The organism is Streptomyces sp. MUSC 14, from assembly GCF_001866675.1.
Lineage (GTDB): Bacteria > Actinomycetota > Actinomycetes > Streptomycetales > Streptomycetaceae > Streptomyces.
Genome location: NZ_MLYN01000012.1, coordinates 21,866 through 39,055, shown reverse-complemented (window position 1 = coordinate 39,055; position 17,190 = coordinate 21,866). Strand labels below are relative to the sequence as shown.

Genomic DNA, 17,190 nt, shown 5'->3' with positions numbered 1-17,190 from the left:
TCAGGGGTTGGTGGGTTCGGCGTGTGCGGTGGCTGTGGCGTGCACGGTGAGGGTGCGCAGGCCGATCAGTTGCAGGATCTGGGTGTGCTGGTGGTGGGTGACGTGGACGGTGACGGCGTCGCCCTCGGCGGAGGCGGTGGCGCTGTCTCCGGTGGAAGCGGCATAGGCGCGGGCGGCCGCTGTGGCCTTGTCGCCTACGAGGCGGACCTCTTCGCCGCGCCGGAGCCAGCCGATGTCCAGTTGCTGGGCGCCGGTGCGGGCGGCTTCCTGCGCCGTGTCCAAGGCCTGGGCCTTGCCGGCCAGGGCGAGGCCGCCGTCGACCACGATCCCGGCGAACAGCCACAGCGCGGCGAAGATGCCGATCACGAACACCGTGACCTGCCCTCGGTCGTCCCCAGCCGCCAGCCTGACGAAGAGCTGCATCGGCTGTTCGCGCTCGCGTCGTTTCACGGAGCGCTCCTGAAGGTGTCGACGGCGGAGAAGGCGGTGTCGGTCAGCGTCACGTGGCCGGGCAGACCGGTGTGGGTGAGGGTGCCCAGGTCGGCGACACACGAGACTCGGGCCGTCACCGTGGCGCCCGGTGCGAGTTTGCCGGTGGTGAGGCGGACCGTCGGGCGTGTGCAGGACGCTCCCGCCTCGCGCAGTGCCGCGTCGGCCGCCCGCTCGGCCTGGGCATGGGCGTCCTTGTCGGTGCGGGCCAGAGAGGCGGCTCGGGCAGCCTGGTGAGCGGCGTCGGTCACGACCAGGCGGGCGTCGGTGAGCAGCCCGAAGGCCACCACGACCAGGAGTACGAGGATGAGCAGTGGTGTGACGAGCACCAGCTCCACTGCCGCCGAACCCCGTTGTCTGTCGTCTTGTGTGCTGCGCAGGGTCCCGGTCACGGCTGGCCTCCGGTGGGGGTGGTGATCCTCTCGGTGGGGCCGGAGGCGGTTGCGGAGGCGTGCAGGAGGAGCCCTGGGACGGGGAGGACGCGGATCACTGTGCCCTTCACGTGCACGGTGGTCTGGGTGGCGGTGCGGTCGGCGGTCACGGACGGTGCGGTCAGGACCCGGCTGCCGAGCGCGGCAAGGCTTCGTCGTGCCTGTGCCCGGCCGTCCGCCGCGGTGCCGTGTTCAGTTCGGGCGGCGGCCAGGGCCCGCTGGGCGGCGTACTGGGCGATGTGCCGTGCGTGCCAGACCAGCGCGAACTGCACCGTCAGCAGCGCGATCAGCAGCAGCGCCGGGACTACGAGCACCAGTTGGGTGCCGGCCGCCCCACGGTCACCGCGTAGCCAGCGAGGCATCGTGGTCGACATGTTCTAGCCGCCCAGGTCGATGCCGTTCGCCTTGGCGGTGACCTTGGCGACGATGATGCCCACCACGGTCAGGCCCAGGATCGCCAGCAGAGCGGTGACGATGATGGTCTCGGTGGTGTAGCCCGCGTCCGAGTGGGTCTGTTCGCGGATTTCGGCCAGGTGTGCGCGGACGAGGCGGGCCAGGGTGTCGAGGTGGAACACGCCGTGCTCTTTCTGTCGGTTTCGTGCTGGTGTGGGAGGGGTGGGTGCGTCAGGTGATCGACATGACGTGGGCGAGGGCCGGGTAGCCGATCAGCAGCAGGAATGCGGCGAACAGTCCGACCACCGGCAGGGACATCCGCTCGGTGGCCGCCTGGGCGGCCCCGTCGGCCTCGGAGATCCTCCGCCGGCGCATCGCCCGTGCCTTCGCCCCGAGCGAGCCGCGGATCTTGGCGCCTTCGCTTCCGGCGAGGTTCAGCGTCGAGGCCAGCTCGGTCAGATCCGTCACGGCCAGGTGCCGCCCCAGATCGCCCAGGTGGGACCAGGGGCTGGTGCGGGTGAGCTGGGCGACGTGCAGGGCGTGGCGCAGTCTCGCCGCCGCCCACCCCTGGGGTGCGGCCACGGCCTGGGCTAGGGCCTGCTGGATTCCTGCGCCGCCGGCGAGCGCGATTACGGTCAGGTCCAGGACGAGACTGAGAGTGTGGCGCATCTCGCGACGCCGTCGTGCGGCCTGCTGGCGTACCGACAGGTCGGGGATGAAGAACAGTACGACGGCCAGGGTGAGTGAGCCGGCCAGCGGCACCCACCAGCCCGTGTCGGTGCCGGCCCCGAGGCGCAGCAGGAGCAGGGCGGCCCACGGGGCGACCAGTCCGGCGGCGGCGCAGACCGCCTTGCCCGCCAGGTGCCGTTCCTCATCCGTGCCGCACACGGCCAGGTCCGCGCGCAGCGAGTCGGTGGGGAAGCCGAGGGCCCGCACCAGCGGTACGGCGCGTCGGCCCAGCCGGGTTGCCCACTCCGCGTCGTTCGTCTCCCGCACTCGTGAATCCGCCTGCGGTGCGGGAGTGTTGAGGGCGGTGAGGACATCGGCGAGTGTGGGCCGGGGTGGGCGCAGGCCGTAGACGAGGGCGGTCGCCCCGGTGCCGAACAGGGCGCCGAGCAGCATGACGATCACCGGGCGCCTCCCGGTTCGCTCCCTGCCAGGGCGGCACTGGATGCGGTCGGGCTGATGAGGCGGACGGGTTCCTCGATGCGTCCGATCGCGGTCAGGTAGGCGAAGCTCGCGGTGAACAGCGCGCCGACCATCGCGAGCACCATCTGGCCGGTCAGGGTGTTGAAGGGGTCGAGATAGGGGCGGTTGAAGACCACCAGCCCCACCACCATGCCGAGGGTGACGAGCACTGTGACCCGCACCCCGGTGCGTACACTCGCCCGGCCGGCGTCGATGCGCTGCCGCATGGCCACCTGCTCGCGCACCGACTCGGCCAGTTCGCCCAGCAGCGGCGCGAGGTGGCTGGCCTGCTGTTCCGCCGCCATCACGAGGGCGGCCACGACCACATCGGCCAGCGGGTCATCGACGTCCTCGGCGAACGCCCGCAGGGCGGTAGACAAGGGATGCCCGGAGCGGATGGCGGCGGCCAGTTCCTGCATCTCGCGCTCCAGCGCGGCCGGGGCGATGTCCGCGGTCGCCAGCACGGCCTGCTCCAGACCTGCGGCGGCGGAGAGGGTGTCGCGGAGCATCTCCGTCCAGGTGGCCAGCGCCTCCATCCGCTCTGTGCGCCGTGCCGCGTGCCGGTCCGGGCCGAGCAGTCCGGGAAGAGTGAGGACGGCGACCGTGGTCAGCACCGCCGCCACCGGCCATGTCGTCAACACCCCCGTGACCGCCCCGGCCGTCACGGAGGCCACCACGCGCCGCGTGGTCCAGTCCGCGGGAAGCCGCGCCGCCAGCGCACGCCACAGCCTGTGCTGCTCCTCGCGGACGGCCCGCCGTACCGCGCCGTAGCCGATGGCCACCAGGCCAAGCCCGAACACCGTCCCGCACGCCACCGCGGCTCCCGTCCACGCAGCGGGGCCCAACAGGCTGCTCATCACACGGCACCCCACCACTGCAACGCGGCGTCCCGGGCATCCAGCCCAGCCACGGCGAGGTCATTGAGAGTCTCGGCGCGCAAGGGAGTGGCGGGCACGGCACGCCCCTCAGGGCCAGGGCGGTAGACCTCATTGGAGACGATCTGCGTCCCGTCCGCGTCGATGACCTCGCGCACCGAATCGATGACCCGCCGGCCCGCGAGATCCCAGCCCAGGTGGACGACGAAGTGGACCGCGGAGGCCACCATCAGGTTCGTCGCCTCCAGCGTGAGGCGTTCGGGAGCCTGTGCGGCGTAGGAGGCGAGTTTGGTGAACACCCCGCGCGAGGTGGAGGCGTGGATGGTGGACAGCGAGCCGTCGTTGCCCTGGCTCATGGCGTTGCACATCGGGATGACCTCGGCCCCGCGGATCTCCCCGACGATGACCCGGTCCGGGGACATCCGCAGTCCCCACCGCACCAGCTCCGCCTGGTCGATGCCGCCCTGTCCCTCGATGTTCGGCTCCCGTGCCTGCATGGCCACCACGTTCGGGTGCGCCACCGGGTCGGCGTCCAGACCGAGTTCGAAGGTGTCCTCGATCGTCACCAGCCGCTCTGCGGGCGGGATCTCGTGGGCGAAGGCCCGCAGCACCGTGGTCTTGCCGACGTTGGTGCCGCCGCCGATCACGATGTTCTTGCGCGCCCGCACCAGCGCCCGCAGGAACATCGCGAGCCGTTCGTCGCACACGCCCAGGCGTACCAGCTCCGCCATTGAGGCAGCGGGGAAACGGTGGCGGCGGATCGTCAGCGACACCCGGCCCGTCACCGCCATCACCGCGAACATCCGGGACCCGTCGGGCAGTTGCAGGTTCAGACGGGGCATGCCCCGGTCGAAGCGGCGCTCCTCCCCGCCCGTACGGGACGCGAGGGTGCGGACCAGTTCCACCAGTTCCTCATCCGAGGCGGCCACCGGCGCTTCACGGCGCCATACGCCTGCCGCGTCCTTGACCCACACCACATCGCAGCCGTTGACGCAGATGTTCTCGACCGCCTCATCGGCCAGCAATCGCTCCAGGCGGCCGGTGCCGAACAGCTCGTCCCTGACCGCCTGTGCGATCCGCTCCTCCACCGCGGCATCGATCACCGGTCCGCCCCGGGCCAGCGCCTGACGCCGCTGCTCCCCCAGTTCCTCGGCCAGCAGGAGCCCCACGGTGGCCAGCCGCGCTGTCTCGTCCTCCGGCGGCAAACCCGCCGACTCCCGCTCACCGGCGTATACCGCCAGCCGAGCCGACACACGCTGCCGCACGACGTACGCCAGCTCCCGCTCATCACCAGCGGGCATCACACCCGGTGGCATCAGCAACTCGTTCACGATCCGCCCTCCTCGGCGCCCGGCCCCTGAACCAGAGCCGCCCCGCCGCGCCTTGCCAGTTGCGGCGGGCGGTTCTCGGTCAGGCTGTCGCCGTCCGGGACCCTGGTCCTGGTCACGTTGTCCATGGGTTCGGTCAGCTGACGTGCCAGCACGTGTGCGGCGGTCATCAGCGGTGACGGCCTAAACCCGGTCACGCGCAGCGCGCTCTGCTTGGGGTTGTTCATCGCAGCCACACCCTTGGCGTCCCAGGGCAGGAAGACGACCCGTTCGATCCCGAGCGTGTTCGCGATCTCCTCAGCCGGGTACGGGCACGGCCCGACCACGACAAGCGTCAGCCGCCCGGCACACGCGTCAGCGTGCAGGCCGCAGGCGGACACGTGGGTCAGCGGCTCCGCCCCGCCCCGCGTGACCAGCACGACTCGGTCAGCTGCCGCCAGCAGCGGCTCGATGTGTTCACCCAGGCGACCGGCGTCCAGTACCACCGTGCCCCAGTCATGGGCGTCCCCGAGCAGCACACGCCGACCGGCCTCACCGGCCAGCAGCCGAACGGCCTCCCGGCACGGTCCACGGCCAGGCACCGCGACCACCACCCGGACACCGAAAGGAAGTTCGCTCGCCGCCCCCAGCAAGGAACCCGGATACGGCTGCCCGGCCGCCGCCGCGACATCCAGCAGCGAGGGAGCCGACGGCAGACCGAAGCGGATCATGAGGTCGCCGCCGGAGGAGTCCGCCTCCACCATCACCGGCCGCACCCCGCCATCCGCCTCCTGCGGCCACACGGCTGTAAGCGCCAGCGCCGTTGTCGTCACGCCCGGTGCGCCCGTGACCGACCCGAGAACGACGAGCCGCCTCACGGTGCCTCACGCCCCTCTGCAGGCAGCCCCACAACACGCGGGTGCTCAAGCTGCGCCGCCCGCCGGGCCGCCCCGGTCTCCACCAGCACCGTCACCACCCGCGGCCCACCCACCGACTCCGGCTCCCGCACGCCCGTCACCGTCCCCGCCACCGCCGAAGGCGCCGTCTCCTCATCACCCACCGCTCCCGCACCGGCCGGGCCGGGAAGAACTGCGACACGCTCTCCACGAGCAAGATCGGGCGGCGCACCGCCTGGCTCCACGGCAAGCGCTACCTCCGAGAACCCCCTCGGCGGAAAGACAGCACTCGTGCCCACCTGACCAGGAGCCAGCAACGCCCCCGCGACCAGCGGCACCTTCACCCGCCGCCCCAACACCCTGCCCCGATCCGCGACACGCACCACGCCCGTGTCCGCCGCGACCTCCACCGCGCGCAGATCGCCGGACTTCAGCACCCGCCCGGCCGGCACATCACGGGCCAGCACGAGAACCTGCTGCCGCTCCCCCATCGCCTGCGCGACCAGTGTGAAGCCGACCGCCGAGACCACCACCGCCCCAGTCCCGGCCCACACCCAGCCCAGCCTGCGACGCCGGATGCCCGTTACCGTCGGCGGCTGCTCAGGCCCGGACCGGCGCGCGCCCGGCACTCGCGTTCCACCACCGCTCAGGGCCGGAGAAGACATGGGGGCACCCACAACTCACCTCGCGATCAAGAGAATTCCAACGTCCACCGGCCCGTCCCGCCAGGGACAGGCCGCGCGCTCACGTCGAACCGTCAGCGCGTGACAACGGTCTGCACTTCGTCCACCACCAGCTGCCGCTCAGCGGTCATCGCCAGCCCCGGAACCACCCCGGCCTGCCCACCCCCATGCCACTCGACATCCCAGGTGACCTGCACCGACACCGTGTACGCCCGGCCCGGCACGGAAAGCGAAGCCCGCTGGTAGGTGTAACCGCAGTCCGGTGACGAATCCTTGGGGCTGTAGACGTCCGAGTACGGAGTGCCCGGTCCCCGGCACACCACCTGGCCGCCCTCGCCCATCGACCACACCGCCTGCCGCGGCCGGGCCGTCGCCGTCACCTCCACGCCCTCCACCGCGGCCGACGCCGACACCGGCCCCCACGTGGAGTGCTCCACCCACATCCACGTGGGCACGTGAACCACCTGCACGAAGTCCTCGGCCGGACTCGTATGGATCACCGGGGTCGGCAACTTCAGCCGCCTCACCGCCTGCTGAGCGACCACCTCTACGGGCACCTGTCGCGCGGCGCCGCCCGGCTTCGGGTCCTTCTGCTTCGCGGGGTCGAAGCGCGGCAGGATTCCCATGCCACCGCCGAGGTCATACTCCCAACCGGTCGACGCGATCGTCGGCGGCCCTGTCGGCCCTCCTCCACCGCCGCCGGGCCTCGCCGGTCCTCCACGGGGGGCCGGCTCGCTCTTCCCCGAGCTGCCCGGGCTCCTCGTGACGCTCCTCGCCTCCACATCACAGGCTCCCGAGCCACACGCAACTCCAGCGAAGTGCAAGCCGTTTCCGTCAGCTTGAGCAGGGGCGAAAGAGGCAACCGCGAGAAGGGCCAAGGCACCGGCAGCCGCACTCCCTGCAGTCACGCGGCCACGGATCAACACGATCCGGCCTCGTGCATATAGAGGTCCGTAACCTTCCAGAGCCCATTGTTGCGCCGGACAGTGGCGTCAGTCCTGTAGTGCCCGCCGGGGACGTCGTTCTTCAACTCACCGCTCAGCTTGTACTGCAGCCAGTTCCGGTCATCCACACAGTCGACGAGCACAACCTTCTGGTCGGTGGCTGACACCACTTCGGGATCCACCCGGGGTGCCCCCTTACTGACCACCCGATCCTTCTTGGACTTCGAGAGCCCGTACTTCAGAAGCTCCAGCGCGCCTCCGCTCGCATGGTCATCAAGCAACGGAGAAGAAGCATCCGAGGTTCTCGATGCCACCGTCAGGTCATGCCACATGGCCCTGTACGCGGCGACTGCATCCGCGTGCTCGGCATCTGGCGTCCGAGACTCCGACGCGTCAGATACTCCCTGGGGTAACGGTCGGGCGTCTGACGAGCTGTGCGCACAGCCAGCCAGTAGCAGCCCCATGACCACAGCAACCGCCTTCGCCAGAAGCACCCTTACCTTCCGCTGCGTCCTCGACATCCCCCACCTTTCGTCGCCTTCTGTACTCGGATAAGAACCGTCGGTGATCAGATGCGACTGGAGATACCCCGTGTCGCTCCGACCAACCATGACCGGAGGGTGAATTCCACTCCCGTTTCGACCCGTTACCTACGGAACGCTTCACTTTGCTAACCGGCTTCCTCACCAAAAAGTGGTGCTCGTCGCTCGAATGAGCGACGAGCACCACTTTCAAAGGCTCATCCGCAAGGCCGATAAGCCGTCCCGCCCCAATCCTTGACCGAGGGCGAAGCACTACGAAGTTTTGCCCCGGTCACCGGAAGCGCGCGGGACCGCGAACCACGCCGTCTTCACCCTCCTCTGCCCCCTGAAACCCCAGTCGCCGCCGGTGAGTTCATGAACGATGTGCAGGCCCCGCCCATGCTCGGACAACAACATGCACAGCGCTTGCAAGCCGCCCCCACGGTTCTCCTCCACAGGGGTGTACGGCGCCGCGGCAGGGAATGCGGGAACCTCTGGGATGCGCGGGTCATGGTCCTCGACTTCGCAGATGATCCCTGCCGAGGTACGGCGTAAACGCATCTCGTACGGTCCGACCGCATGTGTGGTGGCGTTGGTGACGAACTCCGAGACGGCCAACACCGCATTGCTGATCACCTCGCCGCCGTAGCCGAGCTCATCGAGGGCACACCGCAGAGTGGCGCGTGCCTGGGCCGCGGCGTCGGGGGTGCAGCTCGTCCAGCGCAACAGAACATACACGGGGGCGCCCAACGCGTCGTATGCGTTCATCGCGGTTCTCCCCAGGCGGCGTGACGCCCGTGCACGACGCGGCGGTGACGGCCACGTCCCGGGCGTGCGCAGTTGCGTGCCTCTCGCACTGCGAACGAGCCGGCCGCCGTCACAAACGGCAGTAGCAGCACAGCGGTGAATAGAATCGGCGCCACGGCAAGAACCTCCCGGTGATCGCGTCTGTGTCGCGACCACCACACCGTGGGCTTCCGAAGAGCGGAAGGCCCCTCTGACCAGGTCTTTCGAGAATTTTGACCACGCCCCAATTCCGAGGGCCCGGAAAGCCCGCAAGTCCTCCGGCTTACTACCCGTAATTCATGAATAAGCCCGGGCAGAATGTTCCGTCCACGGCATGGGCAGGAGAGTCTGTTTCTTGGTGCCGGGTGGCCTTGAACAGCGCTGCCCCGGCCTTTGTGCGTGGCCGGGGCAGCGTGGTGAGTGCGGGGTGGGTTCAGAAGGTCTGCAGGTCGAGGAGCTTGGCCAGGAAGTCCGCGTTGGCGGTGACGTCGTGCCCGAGGACCATGGTGTGGTGCGGCAGCGCAGCCAGCCGGTGTGCGACCTCGCGCCGGGACTCCTCACTGCCTCCACCGTCGACACGGGTCAGGTCGAAGATGTCGGGGTAGCGGTCTTCGGTCGCCCCGTTCATGAAGTCGCTTTCGTCAAGGCCCCGTGCCGCGCCCTTCTCGGCGGGAACCCCTCCTGCCAGGACATGTGGGAAGAGGAGAGCCGCCGCCTCGCCGCCGGTCGCCAGCGGAACACTGAACCAGCGGCCGAACTGATCCGGGAAGATCTGAACCTTGAGCTCTTTGCCGTTCTCCCACAGTGGCGTCCGGGAACCCGCAAGGAGCGCTTGCGTCACACGCGGATCCTGTGTGGGATGAAGGGTCTCGCCGCCGTGCAGCCGTTCCCGCACGGTCTCAAACCAGCCGAGGGCGTCGAGCAGGCCCAGGCCGATGGCGGCGGCCGACGGCCACGCAAGGACGTCCACTGCGTCCCGGTCGTTGGGACGGACGAACACGCGGTCGTTGGCCAGCAGCCTCCACCCGTGCCGTGCCGCGAGCGCCACCGCGGTGGTGGTCTTGCCGGCTCCCTTCTTGCCGAACGTCAGCGCCACACGGCCGTCCCGGACAACCGCCGAGGCATGCAGCACGGACCAGCCGGCCCGCAGCAGCACGCCCCGTACCACTTCCCGGGCCAGACGGGCGGTGGCCGTAGCCACCGTCTCGGTGTCGCAGCCGTAGACCGTCAGCTTCCCCGAAGCGGGCTCGGACCGGTAGCCCAGCAACTCCCCCGGGGATACAGCACTGATGACACCCGAGGCATCGTCGCAGGCCACCAGGGTCTGAGCCTTGGCGTAGGTGGTGCTCGTATGCGGGGACCGCGTCACCGCCAGAGATGTCACCCCGTAAGCATCTTCGTCCACCACAGCAATGACCAGCGGCCCCAGGCAGACACTCTCAGACTTCACGTCGGCCGCATTCCACCACGGCCCGAAGTAGCGGGTCGACCAGTCAGTAACGTCCTTGTCGGCGGACAGGACAGTCACAGCCGCTTCGGCGGCCTGCAGACGGGTGGCGTAACTGGTCATGGGTTCCTCACTGACGAAGAAGGATGGGAAAGGACCTCGCACACGGCCTGATAGGCAGTGTGGAGTTTGTCGCGGGCGAGGAGCAGCTGCCGCTGCTCGGCCCCGTCCAGTGACGGCATGCATGGCCGCGCCAGGCCAGCGGAGAACCGGAGCGGCACACCGAGGCAGCCGCCCCGGTATAGCGTCGACAGCTCGGTCAGCCCGTCATCGAGACCGAGGGTCAGGCGCAGCGCGGACACCACAGCACCGGCGGGCCCCGACCGGGTACGGCCGATACCGGCGCTGATCCGGCCCGGCCGCAGCGTGATTTCCTCCCGGATCCGCTCAATCGGCACTGCGATGGGCCTGCCATGGACCGTGGTGGAGGAGGCACACACCACGGCGTTGTCGCCGTGCTCGCCGATGACATGGCCGCGGACGGCACCCACCGGCACGGCCATGAGCCGGGCGAGGGTGTGCCGGTAGCGGGCTGTGTCGAGGTTGGAGCCGATCCCGAAGACGCGAGGACATCCGGACTGCTCGGCGAACAACCGCGTCATCAGATCCACCGGGTTGGTGACCATCAGGACCGTGCCCGGGTAGTGGCTCAGCTTGCGCGCCAGCCTGGCGACCACAGGCGTGTTCACCTGGGCACCGCCCATGCGGACCTCGCTGCTGCGGGTGTTGGTGAACTGGGCCCGTGCGGCGATCACCACCGCGTCGCAGTCCCACAGCCGGGGCACCTCGACAGCGTAGGTGACGACAGGCGAACCAATGGCGGTCCTCATGTCGTCCAGGTCGGCCACCAGCGCGGCAGCCTGCTCGACCGTCCGGGAGACGATGAGGAGCCGCCCGCACAGTCCGGCGGACATCAGCGCCGTGCCGACGGCTTGGCCGACCGCCCCTGCGCCGACCATGCCGACGCACGCGCCCTGTGGTGTCATGATGCCACCACCAAGGCAGCGTTCAAGGCGTGGTCCCATGTGTCGTGTACTGCCGCTCCGGCCTCCAAGGAGGCGCTTACCGATTCCACCATCGAGAAGACCGGCACAGCGCGATCGACCAGCGTCGCTCCGACGGGAGGCAGAGGAAGCGCCAAGGGCGCGGACAGGTACGTGGTCAGGATGTTCACCGTGTCCATCAGCCACAGCACCAGCAGGTTCCGCAGCCAGAGGTGCCGTTCCCTTCCGGACAACATCGGGACCTGAGATTCCACGAAGGCGCCCAGACCCTGAAGCACTCGGCCCGCGACCGGTGCTCCCGGCCGCCAGGCGGCGAGGGCCAGCTCCGTACGGCTGACCAGCTTCGCGATGTCCACCATGCGGCTCGCGCACAGCAGCCCCGGGTCCAGAAACACGGGGCGCCCATCGGCGCCATCGGGGAACACCACGTGATCGGGCTTGAGGTCCCCGTAGGCAAGGGACGTGCCATTCGCTGAAGGCAGGCTCATGCGCAGCCGCCGCAGACGACTCACGGCGCGATGTACCAGCCTCAAAACCTCCTGTCGCTGCTCCGCCTCGCATCGCTCCGAACCGAGCTGGTCCACGTAGAGCGTCCCGGACAAGCCGTTGAACTTGCGGAGGAACGTGCCGGCGATGCTGCGGTCCTCGATCACGCCGGAGGTCGCCAGTTGGCGGGCAGCACCCGCTCGGTGCAGCGGTCGCAGCTCGGCAAAGGTACAGTCCAGCAGGACGACGGTGTCACTCGGCCGTTCCACAAGCAGCTCCCCCAACGTCGGGCCAAGCACTCGCTCCGTGAAGATCACGCCACTGCTCAGCCCGGCCAGCGGACAAACCCTCGGACCGCCCAGCTCGGACAGCAGCCGCAACTGTGCGGCCTCGCGCTGGAGCAGCCCGTCCGGCCGCTCCACGTACGCTTGCTGCGCTCGCAGCACTTCGTGCCAGGGACCGCACACACCGCGCAGCAGCGACACCAAGGAGACGCCGAGCAGCGACGTCTTCGCGTACAGCGTGCGCTCGCCGACACGGGCGCGATGCACGTAACCAGTAACGCCGGGGATGTGCCGCTCCAGACGGACCGGCTTACCGGGCCATATCTCGGCGGCGGCCCGGTGGATCCTCGCGGCCTCGTGCACGAAGACATCCGCAACGCTGGGCTGCGCCAGGCGATGGGACGAACCGGCAACGGTGTTGATGGTCACGGACGCCTCCTATGGTTGCGTCTATCCGTTCGGGCCCGCGCTCCCGTCGGAGAGCGGGCCTCCCTCCCCGACGGGGTTACGAGGAGGGAGGGGTTGGTGGGTCGTCCCGGGCAGAGCGCCGCCGGGAGCGGGCATGGAGCCAGCACGTGGCTGTCGTTTACAGCCTGGGGGAAGATGGGCCCGGACAGGTCATGACGGGGCCCGCCTCGTCCCGTGCTGCCATCGCTGCCCTGGGAAGGGACAGCCGGGATGTGTTGCCTGTCCCGGTCGCGAGGCTGCGATGGGTGCGGCGGTCGGGCGGTGGGGAGGCAGGCGTGCCGCCACGACCGGCCGGAGACAGGTGTCTGGGTGGGTCAGGCAACCAAGCACGCCGCAACCACGACGAGAATGGCGAACATCAGCGCGGACGTTCCCACGGCTGCCAGTGCCACGCGGGGGTGGCGTTCACGGATGATGCGCAAAGCCTCGCGGCCGGTGCGGCCGTCGGCCTGCGCGCGCAGGCCGAACAGCCCCAGCTCGATGGACACGAGCTGTGCGGGCGGCCGGTCGGTGGGGCGTTTTGCCATGGCGGTCCTCACAAGCGGGACAGTGGGGGCGGGGGCAATGGTGGCGGCTAGCGGTGGCCCAGGCTGGTGTTCCAGGAAGTGAGTAAGGATGCGCCGTTCGAGCGCGATCAGGCAGTCCTCGCACAGGTGGACCGGAGCATGCTGACCGCACGATGTGGCGGGGCCGACCCACACGACTGGCACGTCGGTGTCGTCGCAGCGCCAGCACGCGCCAATGACCCAGTCCGCACTCACCGCGTGTCGAAAACGACGGCCAGAGCGATCAGGCCGCCGAGCGCGATCACTATCAGCATCTGCACGTACAGTGCGTACGCCCTGACCGTGGCGTATGTGGGGACGCTGCCAGGTGAGGTCGGGGCGCCGGGCGCGGGCGGCTCCAGGTCTGCCCACACGCGCTTGCCCCAGCCCAGTCGGTCTGTGCCCCACTGGCAGGAGACAGCGTCGACCAGAGCCAGGCCCCGGCCGCCGTCGGCCTTGTCGTCCAGCGGGCGCACCACGGGCAGGACGGTGCTCTTGTCCGTCACGGCCACGCGTACACGGTCACCAGTGCCACGCTGCACCGTCACCCGGAACGTGTCGAGCCTGGCGTGCTCAACGGCATTCGAACTCAGCTCGGACACCACAAGCTCGGCAACGTCCGCCAGGTCCGAAAGCCGCCAGTCCGCCATGGTGTGGCGCACCAGGCGGCGCGCATCGGACACCGATTCCGGGACACGAGGCAACGCAGCAGTTACCTGATGCTCGCCCTCCTCCGTCACCCCACGGCGCCCGGCACTGGGGTGACTGCGTCGGAGCATCGCGCTACCCACCGAGCTGCCTGTCCCCTCGCGCGATCTTAGAGCGACCGACGCGCACGAGCCGGGCCACGGCATCCCCCGGGGCGAGTTCACCAGCGCTGCCCATCTCCACACACCAGTAGCGACGCGCCTTCGGGGTGGTGGCATCCAGAGCCGGCACGCCCAGGTAGTGGCCTACGCCCATGAACTCGACGTCATCTCGCGCCCGTGCCCACTCCTGACGACACCCTGTACTGGCTCCCACCAAGGCGTAGTACCGCAGGAGTTCCTGGTCTAGGAATACCGGGCCGCCGAGCAAGGCCTGGGCCAGGAAGTGGTCCACGGCGGTGACGTCCTCAGCTCCGGCTGCCGTGCGTACGACTTCTGCGCTGATCCGCACGACGCCGAAGAGACCGCCGCAACGCAGCAGAGCCACGCCCTCGGTCCGCCACTCCCGACGTGCTCGGCCCCAGTCCTCGGCGGCCATCAGCAGCCAATGCTCGATGGCCAAAGACCGCTCCGCGCCCGTCGTGACGTGCTCGCCCTGGCGCTCTTGCATCTTCACGGTCGCATCTCCCTCCGTCCTTGCGCTTCCAATAGGAGGAAACTCCCATTCGCCAAGGGGCTGGGGACGTTAGGGGGGACATTTCGGCGGACATTCCAAGCGAGGGGACATTCCACGCCCGCTGTAGCCGTTACGGTCGGTAGACGGGTGGATCAGCGGAGGTACGGCGTGGTCGACGAGATGACACTGTTTGAACAGGCCTGCGCAGCCCAGGGCTTGGATGCTCCCAGCAAGTTCATCCGCCGATTCGAGGACACAGCAGACCTACTCGGCGAGCCGACCACTGTGACCACACGGCATGTCCGGCGCTGGTGGCGGGAGGTCCCCCCACCCACACCACGCGCTCGCGCCTGGCGCGTCATCCACGCGATGCTGGGCGTGGACCCGATCGAGTTGGGCTTTCTCAACCGCCCCGCCGGTGTCACCGTGGAGAGCGCACCACTCCTCGCACAGGAAGGCACCAGCGTGGATCGACGGGTGTTCCTCGCCGACACAATCGGCGTAGCGACGGCTGCGGGGCTCCCGACCCCTGCAGCCCAGCTCCCACCATCCGGGAGACGAGGCGCCATCGGCACCGCCCACCTGATCGAGCTACGGGAAGGCCTGCGCTCCCTGTACCACCTGGACAACGCCTACGGAGGCGGAGACCTCCGCTCACTGGCCGTCCGTCACCTGAAGCGGATTCGACGCGTCATCAACACCAGCAAGTACCCAGACACGATCGGTCGGCAACTCCAGCTCCTGGCCGGCGAGACCGCTGAACATTGCGCTTGGCTTCACTACGACGCGGACGAACAGGAGGATGCCCGCCGCTACTGGGGCGAGGCACTGACCACCGCGACCATGCTGCGAGACTCCTCCCTGGAAATCCTCGTCCTGGCCTCCTTGAGCATGCAGGCCAGTTACGAGGGACGCCCTCGGGATGGCTACGACCTCGCCCGTGCCGCCAAGGAGCGCGCTGTCCGCTTCGGGGCGCCCGTCCTGCAATCTCTGCTCGCCTCCCGCGAGGCACGGGCACTCTCACTCATGGGCGATTCCTCCTCCGCACGGCGCAGCCTGGCAGAGTCCATGCGATTCGCGGACCGCGAAGGACGAGGCCGTCCCAGCCCCGAATGGGCAGCGTTCCACGGCGCGGCCGAGCTGGACTACGCGCAAGGCCTGTTCTACAACGACAGCGGTCATCACGACCGCGCCGCACAGTTCCTCCGTGCTGCGCTCGATCACCACGACCGCACGTACGGCCGCAATCGCGCCCTTTACCGGCTCACTCTGGCCCGCAGCCTGGTCACCGCCGGCAATGTCGATGAGGGCGCTGCCCATGCCGTAGAGAGCCTGGGGCACCTGGAAGAAGTCGAATCCGAGCGCGTCATGCGACGGCTGAACGAGGTGGTCGACCTGCTCGATCAACGGAATGCCGTCAGCGCGAGGGACGCCACTCAAGAACTCCGAGAATACGTCCACGAACGAGGGGCCGCCTGATGGCCGATGTGAGGTTCGACCGGTACGAGGGCCAGGCCGCGGTCGCCCAACTCGACACGTTCCTCCCGGCGTACGAGGAAATCTACGCCGAGCCGCCCTACCTGGAGGGCCCGCGCGACATCGCCGAGTTCATCGACCACTACCAGGTCCACACCCGCCGCCCGGGCATGCGGCTGATCATCGCCCGAGACAAAGAGGAGGTCGTCGGCTTCACATACGGATACTTCCTCGCCCCGGAGACCCGATGGTGGCACAACCTCCAGGACGTCACCCTGCCAGACGCGTACATGCGGGAGGACGGCCACCGATCCTTCGTCATCATCGAACTCGCCGTACGAAAGGCGTGGCGTCGCCGTGGTGTCGCAGCCAGCCTGCACGCCCATCTCCTCGACAGCGTCGACGCTGAGCGGGTCACCCTCACTGTACGACCGGAGACGGAGGCAGACCCGGCCCGCGCCGCCTACCTCGCATGGGGGTACCAGAAGATCGGCACTTCCCACCCGTGGGAGGACGCCCCGCTGTACGACTGCATGGTGAGGGAGTTGTCGGCAGGCTAGCCGACCTTGTGCTTGCCGGAAGCCTCATCCGCAAGGGTAGTAGCGGGTCTGGCTGGTGAGCGAACCGTGCTGCTGGCCGTTTCCTGGAAGTCTTCCAGACCCTAAGCGATTCCGCCGTGCCTCTGCCCCGAAAGGTCTTCGACAGCCCCGTGACCTGCGCCGGGTTCCAAACGGGGGCCGGACCGCGCTCGCCCCCTGTTGGATGATAGGGATTTTTGAAAATGGCTCTGTCCGCAGTTTCGCGAAGGCCATCAGTTTGTCCATGACAGGACTGTGAGCTCCGGCCACTCGATCTTCCAACGGGCCGCCTTGGTCTCATAGACCTCCCGCGGGGCAAGGAGCGGGTTGGGTCGAACGACAAGGTTGAACACGTCGGAGAGCCCGTGAGGCGCATAGACGCGCCATCCTCCATCGGGTTCCAGCCGGACGCCCAGGCAGCACGTCGTCGCAGCGAAGTAGTCGATCGCGGATTCAGTGGACTTGTGCGGCAGACAGGGCACCCCGAACTTCCGCTCATACCAAAGATGCACACGGGCCTCGTTGCGGAGCTCCACCTCGGCCGGCAGCCCGGCGAACACCTCCTGCCCTGCCTTGATCACGGCGTCCTCCGCCTCCCAGGACAGGTCAGTGCCGTCGAAGTAGAAAATGTCGTAGTCCTTGATGCCGCTGGTCGGGTGCCTGTCGGTGACCACGTTCCACACCGTCTGGAACAGGCAGCCCGCCGTCACATACCAGCCGGGCAGCTCCATCGTCGCCGCCCTGGTCAGCACGTCGGTCAGGACCTCGTTCTGGGAGAGCACGGACCGCAAGCCATCGAGCTGCTCAACGAACGGGAGTCGACCAAACATCCGTACTCCCTATCACGGATGGCCGCTCTCACAAGGCGCGTTGACCGCAAGCAGGCGTCCCAGCCCGCGAGGCGAGCACATGAAGCAGGTCCAGGTCTCCAAGCGGATGCATTTTGGTGGGATTGGCGAAGCCTCACGTGCGGACCGGAGCTCACGTCCGATCCGGGCTCGTACAG

The 17,190-nt window shown here is 68.9% G+C and carries 21 protein-coding genes; 2 read left to right on the top strand and 19 right to left on the bottom strand.

Annotated features, from left to right (window positions below):
* From BIV25_RS06095 to BIV25_RS06010, 18 genes are all read right to left on the bottom strand, one after another.
* Nucleotides 1-450, bottom strand: a complete 450-nt coding sequence (locus BIV25_RS06095; protein WP_371272994.1) for a Tad domain-containing protein — start codon at nucleotides 448-450, stop codon at nucleotides 1-3.
* On the bottom strand, nucleotides 447-827 hold the full coding sequence (locus BIV25_RS06090) for a TadE/TadG family type IV pilus assembly protein (RefSeq protein WP_071371107.1): 381 nt from the start codon (nucleotides 825-827) through the stop codon (nucleotides 447-449). The genes BIV25_RS06095 and BIV25_RS06090 overlap by 4 nt, the downstream gene beginning before the upstream one ends.
* Nucleotides 828-877: 50 nt before the next feature.
* Nucleotides 878-1,294 (bottom strand): TadE/TadG family type IV pilus assembly protein, encoded by a 417-nt coding sequence (locus BIV25_RS06085; protein WP_071371106.1) that lies wholly within the window; start codon nucleotides 1,292-1,294, stop codon nucleotides 878-880.
* Nucleotides 1,295-1,297: 3 nt separating this feature from the next.
* Entirely contained in the window at nucleotides 1,298-1,495 is a 198-nt protein-coding gene (locus BIV25_RS06080) for a hypothetical protein (protein ID WP_071371105.1), read from the bottom strand.
* 49 nt (nucleotides 1,496-1,544) lie between these two features.
* On the bottom strand, nucleotides 1,545-2,444 hold the full coding sequence (locus BIV25_RS06075) for a type II secretion system F family protein (protein WP_079176449.1): 900 nt from the start codon (nucleotides 2,442-2,444) through the stop codon (nucleotides 1,545-1,547).
* A complete protein-coding gene (locus BIV25_RS06070; RefSeq protein WP_071371104.1) occupies nucleotides 2,441-3,358 on the bottom strand; it encodes a type II secretion system F family protein in 918 nt (305 codons plus the stop codon). The genes BIV25_RS06075 and BIV25_RS06070 overlap by 4 nt, the downstream gene beginning before the upstream one ends.
* The gene (locus BIV25_RS06065) at nucleotides 3,358-4,707 is read right to left on the bottom strand and encodes a CpaF family protein (protein WP_071371103.1); all 1,350 of its coding nucleotides are present in this window, start codon (nucleotides 4,705-4,707) and stop codon (nucleotides 3,358-3,360) included. Before BIV25_RS06065 ends, BIV25_RS06070 begins: the two co-directional genes overlap by 1 nt.
* On the bottom strand, nucleotides 4,704-5,516 hold the full coding sequence (locus BIV25_RS06060; RefSeq protein ID WP_256255616.1) for a hypothetical protein: 813 nt from the start codon (nucleotides 5,514-5,516) through the stop codon (nucleotides 4,704-4,706). The genes BIV25_RS06065 and BIV25_RS06060 overlap by 4 nt, the downstream gene beginning before the upstream one ends.
* 41 nt (nucleotides 5,517-5,557) lie before the next feature.
* Nucleotides 5,558-6,112, bottom strand: a complete 555-nt coding sequence (locus BIV25_RS06055; protein ID WP_256255615.1) for an SAF domain-containing protein — start codon at nucleotides 6,110-6,112, stop codon at nucleotides 5,558-5,560.
* Between the two features lie 224 nt (nucleotides 6,113-6,336).
* A complete protein-coding gene (locus BIV25_RS06050; RefSeq protein WP_256255614.1) occupies nucleotides 6,337-6,888 on the bottom strand; it encodes a hypothetical protein in 552 nt (183 codons plus the stop codon).
* 293 nt (nucleotides 6,889-7,181) lie between these two features.
* Nucleotides 7,182-7,727, bottom strand: coding sequence for a hypothetical protein (locus BIV25_RS06045; protein WP_256255613.1), 546 nt, complete (start codon nucleotides 7,725-7,727; stop codon nucleotides 7,182-7,184).
* Between the two features lie 273 nt (nucleotides 7,728-8,000).
* Complete coding sequence (locus BIV25_RS06040) at nucleotides 8,001-8,495, bottom strand: ATP-binding protein (protein ID WP_079176446.1); 495 nt, start codon at nucleotides 8,493-8,495, stop codon at nucleotides 8,001-8,003.
* A gap of 451 nt (nucleotides 8,496-8,946) precedes the next feature.
* Nucleotides 8,947-10,083, bottom strand: a complete 1,137-nt coding sequence (locus BIV25_RS06035) for a hypothetical protein (RefSeq protein ID WP_071371101.1) — start codon at nucleotides 10,081-10,083, stop codon at nucleotides 8,947-8,949.
* Nucleotides 10,080-11,006, bottom strand: coding sequence for a lactate dehydrogenase (locus BIV25_RS06030; RefSeq protein ID WP_079176445.1), 927 nt, complete (start codon nucleotides 11,004-11,006; stop codon nucleotides 10,080-10,082). Before BIV25_RS06030 ends, BIV25_RS06035 begins: the two co-directional genes overlap by 4 nt.
* Nucleotides 11,003-12,223, bottom strand: a complete 1,221-nt coding sequence (locus BIV25_RS06025) for a phosphotransferase (protein WP_071371100.1) — start codon at nucleotides 12,221-12,223, stop codon at nucleotides 11,003-11,005. The genes BIV25_RS06030 and BIV25_RS06025 overlap by 4 nt, the downstream gene beginning before the upstream one ends.
* Nucleotides 12,224-12,576: 353 nt before the next feature.
* Nucleotides 12,577-12,789, bottom strand: a complete 213-nt coding sequence (locus BIV25_RS50260) for a hypothetical protein (RefSeq protein WP_143076585.1) — start codon at nucleotides 12,787-12,789, stop codon at nucleotides 12,577-12,579.
* Nucleotides 12,790-13,019: 230 nt separating this feature from the next.
* Nucleotides 13,020-13,586 carry an ATP-binding protein gene (locus BIV25_RS06015; RefSeq protein ID WP_107485948.1) on the bottom strand — a complete coding sequence of 189 codons (567 nt, stop codon included), beginning with the start codon at nucleotides 13,584-13,586 and terminating at the stop codon, nucleotides 13,020-13,022.
* A gap of 4 nt (nucleotides 13,587-13,590) precedes the next feature.
* A complete protein-coding gene (locus BIV25_RS06010; RefSeq protein ID WP_071371119.1) occupies nucleotides 13,591-14,124 on the bottom strand; it encodes a hypothetical protein in 534 nt (177 codons plus the stop codon).
* A gap of 174 nt (nucleotides 14,125-14,298) precedes the next feature.
* Between BIV25_RS06010 and BIV25_RS06005 the strand changes: the two genes are divergently transcribed.
* Nucleotides 14,299-15,609 carry a hypothetical protein gene (locus BIV25_RS06005; protein WP_256255612.1) on the top strand — a complete coding sequence of 437 codons (1,311 nt, stop codon included), beginning with the start codon at nucleotides 14,299-14,301 and terminating at the stop codon, nucleotides 15,607-15,609.
* The gene (locus BIV25_RS06000) at nucleotides 15,609-16,166 is read left to right on the top strand and encodes a GNAT family N-acetyltransferase (protein WP_071371097.1); all 558 of its coding nucleotides are present in this window, start codon (nucleotides 15,609-15,611) and stop codon (nucleotides 16,164-16,166) included. Before BIV25_RS06005 ends, BIV25_RS06000 begins: the two co-directional genes overlap by 1 nt.
* A gap of 251 nt (nucleotides 16,167-16,417) precedes the next feature.
* Here the strand turns inward: BIV25_RS06000 and BIV25_RS05995 are convergent, their stop codons facing one another.
* A complete protein-coding gene (locus BIV25_RS05995; protein ID WP_071371096.1) occupies nucleotides 16,418-17,014 on the bottom strand; it encodes a nucleotidyltransferase family protein in 597 nt (198 codons plus the stop codon).
* Between the last annotated feature and the right edge of the window lie 176 nt (nucleotides 17,015-17,190).

Coding starts and splice junctions, on each gene's coding strand:
- BIV25_RS06070 (WP_071371104.1), bottom strand. CDS start 3,358: ATGAGCAGCCTGTTGGGCCCCGCTGCGTGGACGGGAGCCGCGGTGGCG.
- BIV25_RS06035 (WP_071371101.1), bottom strand. CDS start 10,083: ATGACCAGTTACGCCACCCGTCTGCAGGCCGCCGAAGCGGCTGTGACT.
- BIV25_RS05995 (WP_071371096.1), bottom strand. CDS start 17,014: ATGTTTGGTCGACTCCCGTTCGTTGAGCAGCTCGATGGCTTGCGGTCC.
- BIV25_RS50260 (WP_143076585.1), bottom strand. CDS start 12,789: ATGGCAAAACGCCCCACCGACCGGCCGCCCGCACAGCTCGTGTCCATC.
- BIV25_RS06040 (WP_079176446.1), bottom strand. CDS start 8,495: ATGAACGCATACGACGCGTTGGGCGCCCCCGTGTATGTTCTGTTGCGC.
- BIV25_RS06030 (WP_079176445.1), bottom strand. CDS start 11,006: ATGACACCACAGGGCGCGTGCGTCGGCATGGTCGGCGCAGGGGCGGTC.
- BIV25_RS06010 (WP_071371119.1), bottom strand. CDS start 14,124: ATGCAAGAGCGCCAGGGCGAGCACGTCACGACGGGCGCGGAGCGGTCT.
- BIV25_RS06000 (WP_071371097.1), top strand. CDS start 15,609: ATGGCCGATGTGAGGTTCGACCGGTACGAGGGCCAGGCCGCGGTCGCC.
- BIV25_RS06050 (WP_256255614.1), bottom strand. CDS start 6,888: ATGGGAATCCTGCCGCGCTTCGACCCCGCGAAGCAGAAGGACCCGAAG.
- BIV25_RS06085 (WP_071371106.1), bottom strand. CDS start 1,294: ATGTCGACCACGATGCCTCGCTGGCTACGCGGTGACCGTGGGGCGGCC.
- BIV25_RS06045 (WP_256255613.1), bottom strand. CDS start 7,727: ATGTCGAGGACGCAGCGGAAGGTAAGGGTGCTTCTGGCGAAGGCGGTT.
- BIV25_RS06015 (WP_107485948.1), bottom strand. CDS start 13,586: ATGCTCCGACGCAGTCACCCCAGTGCCGGGCGCCGTGGGGTGACGGAG.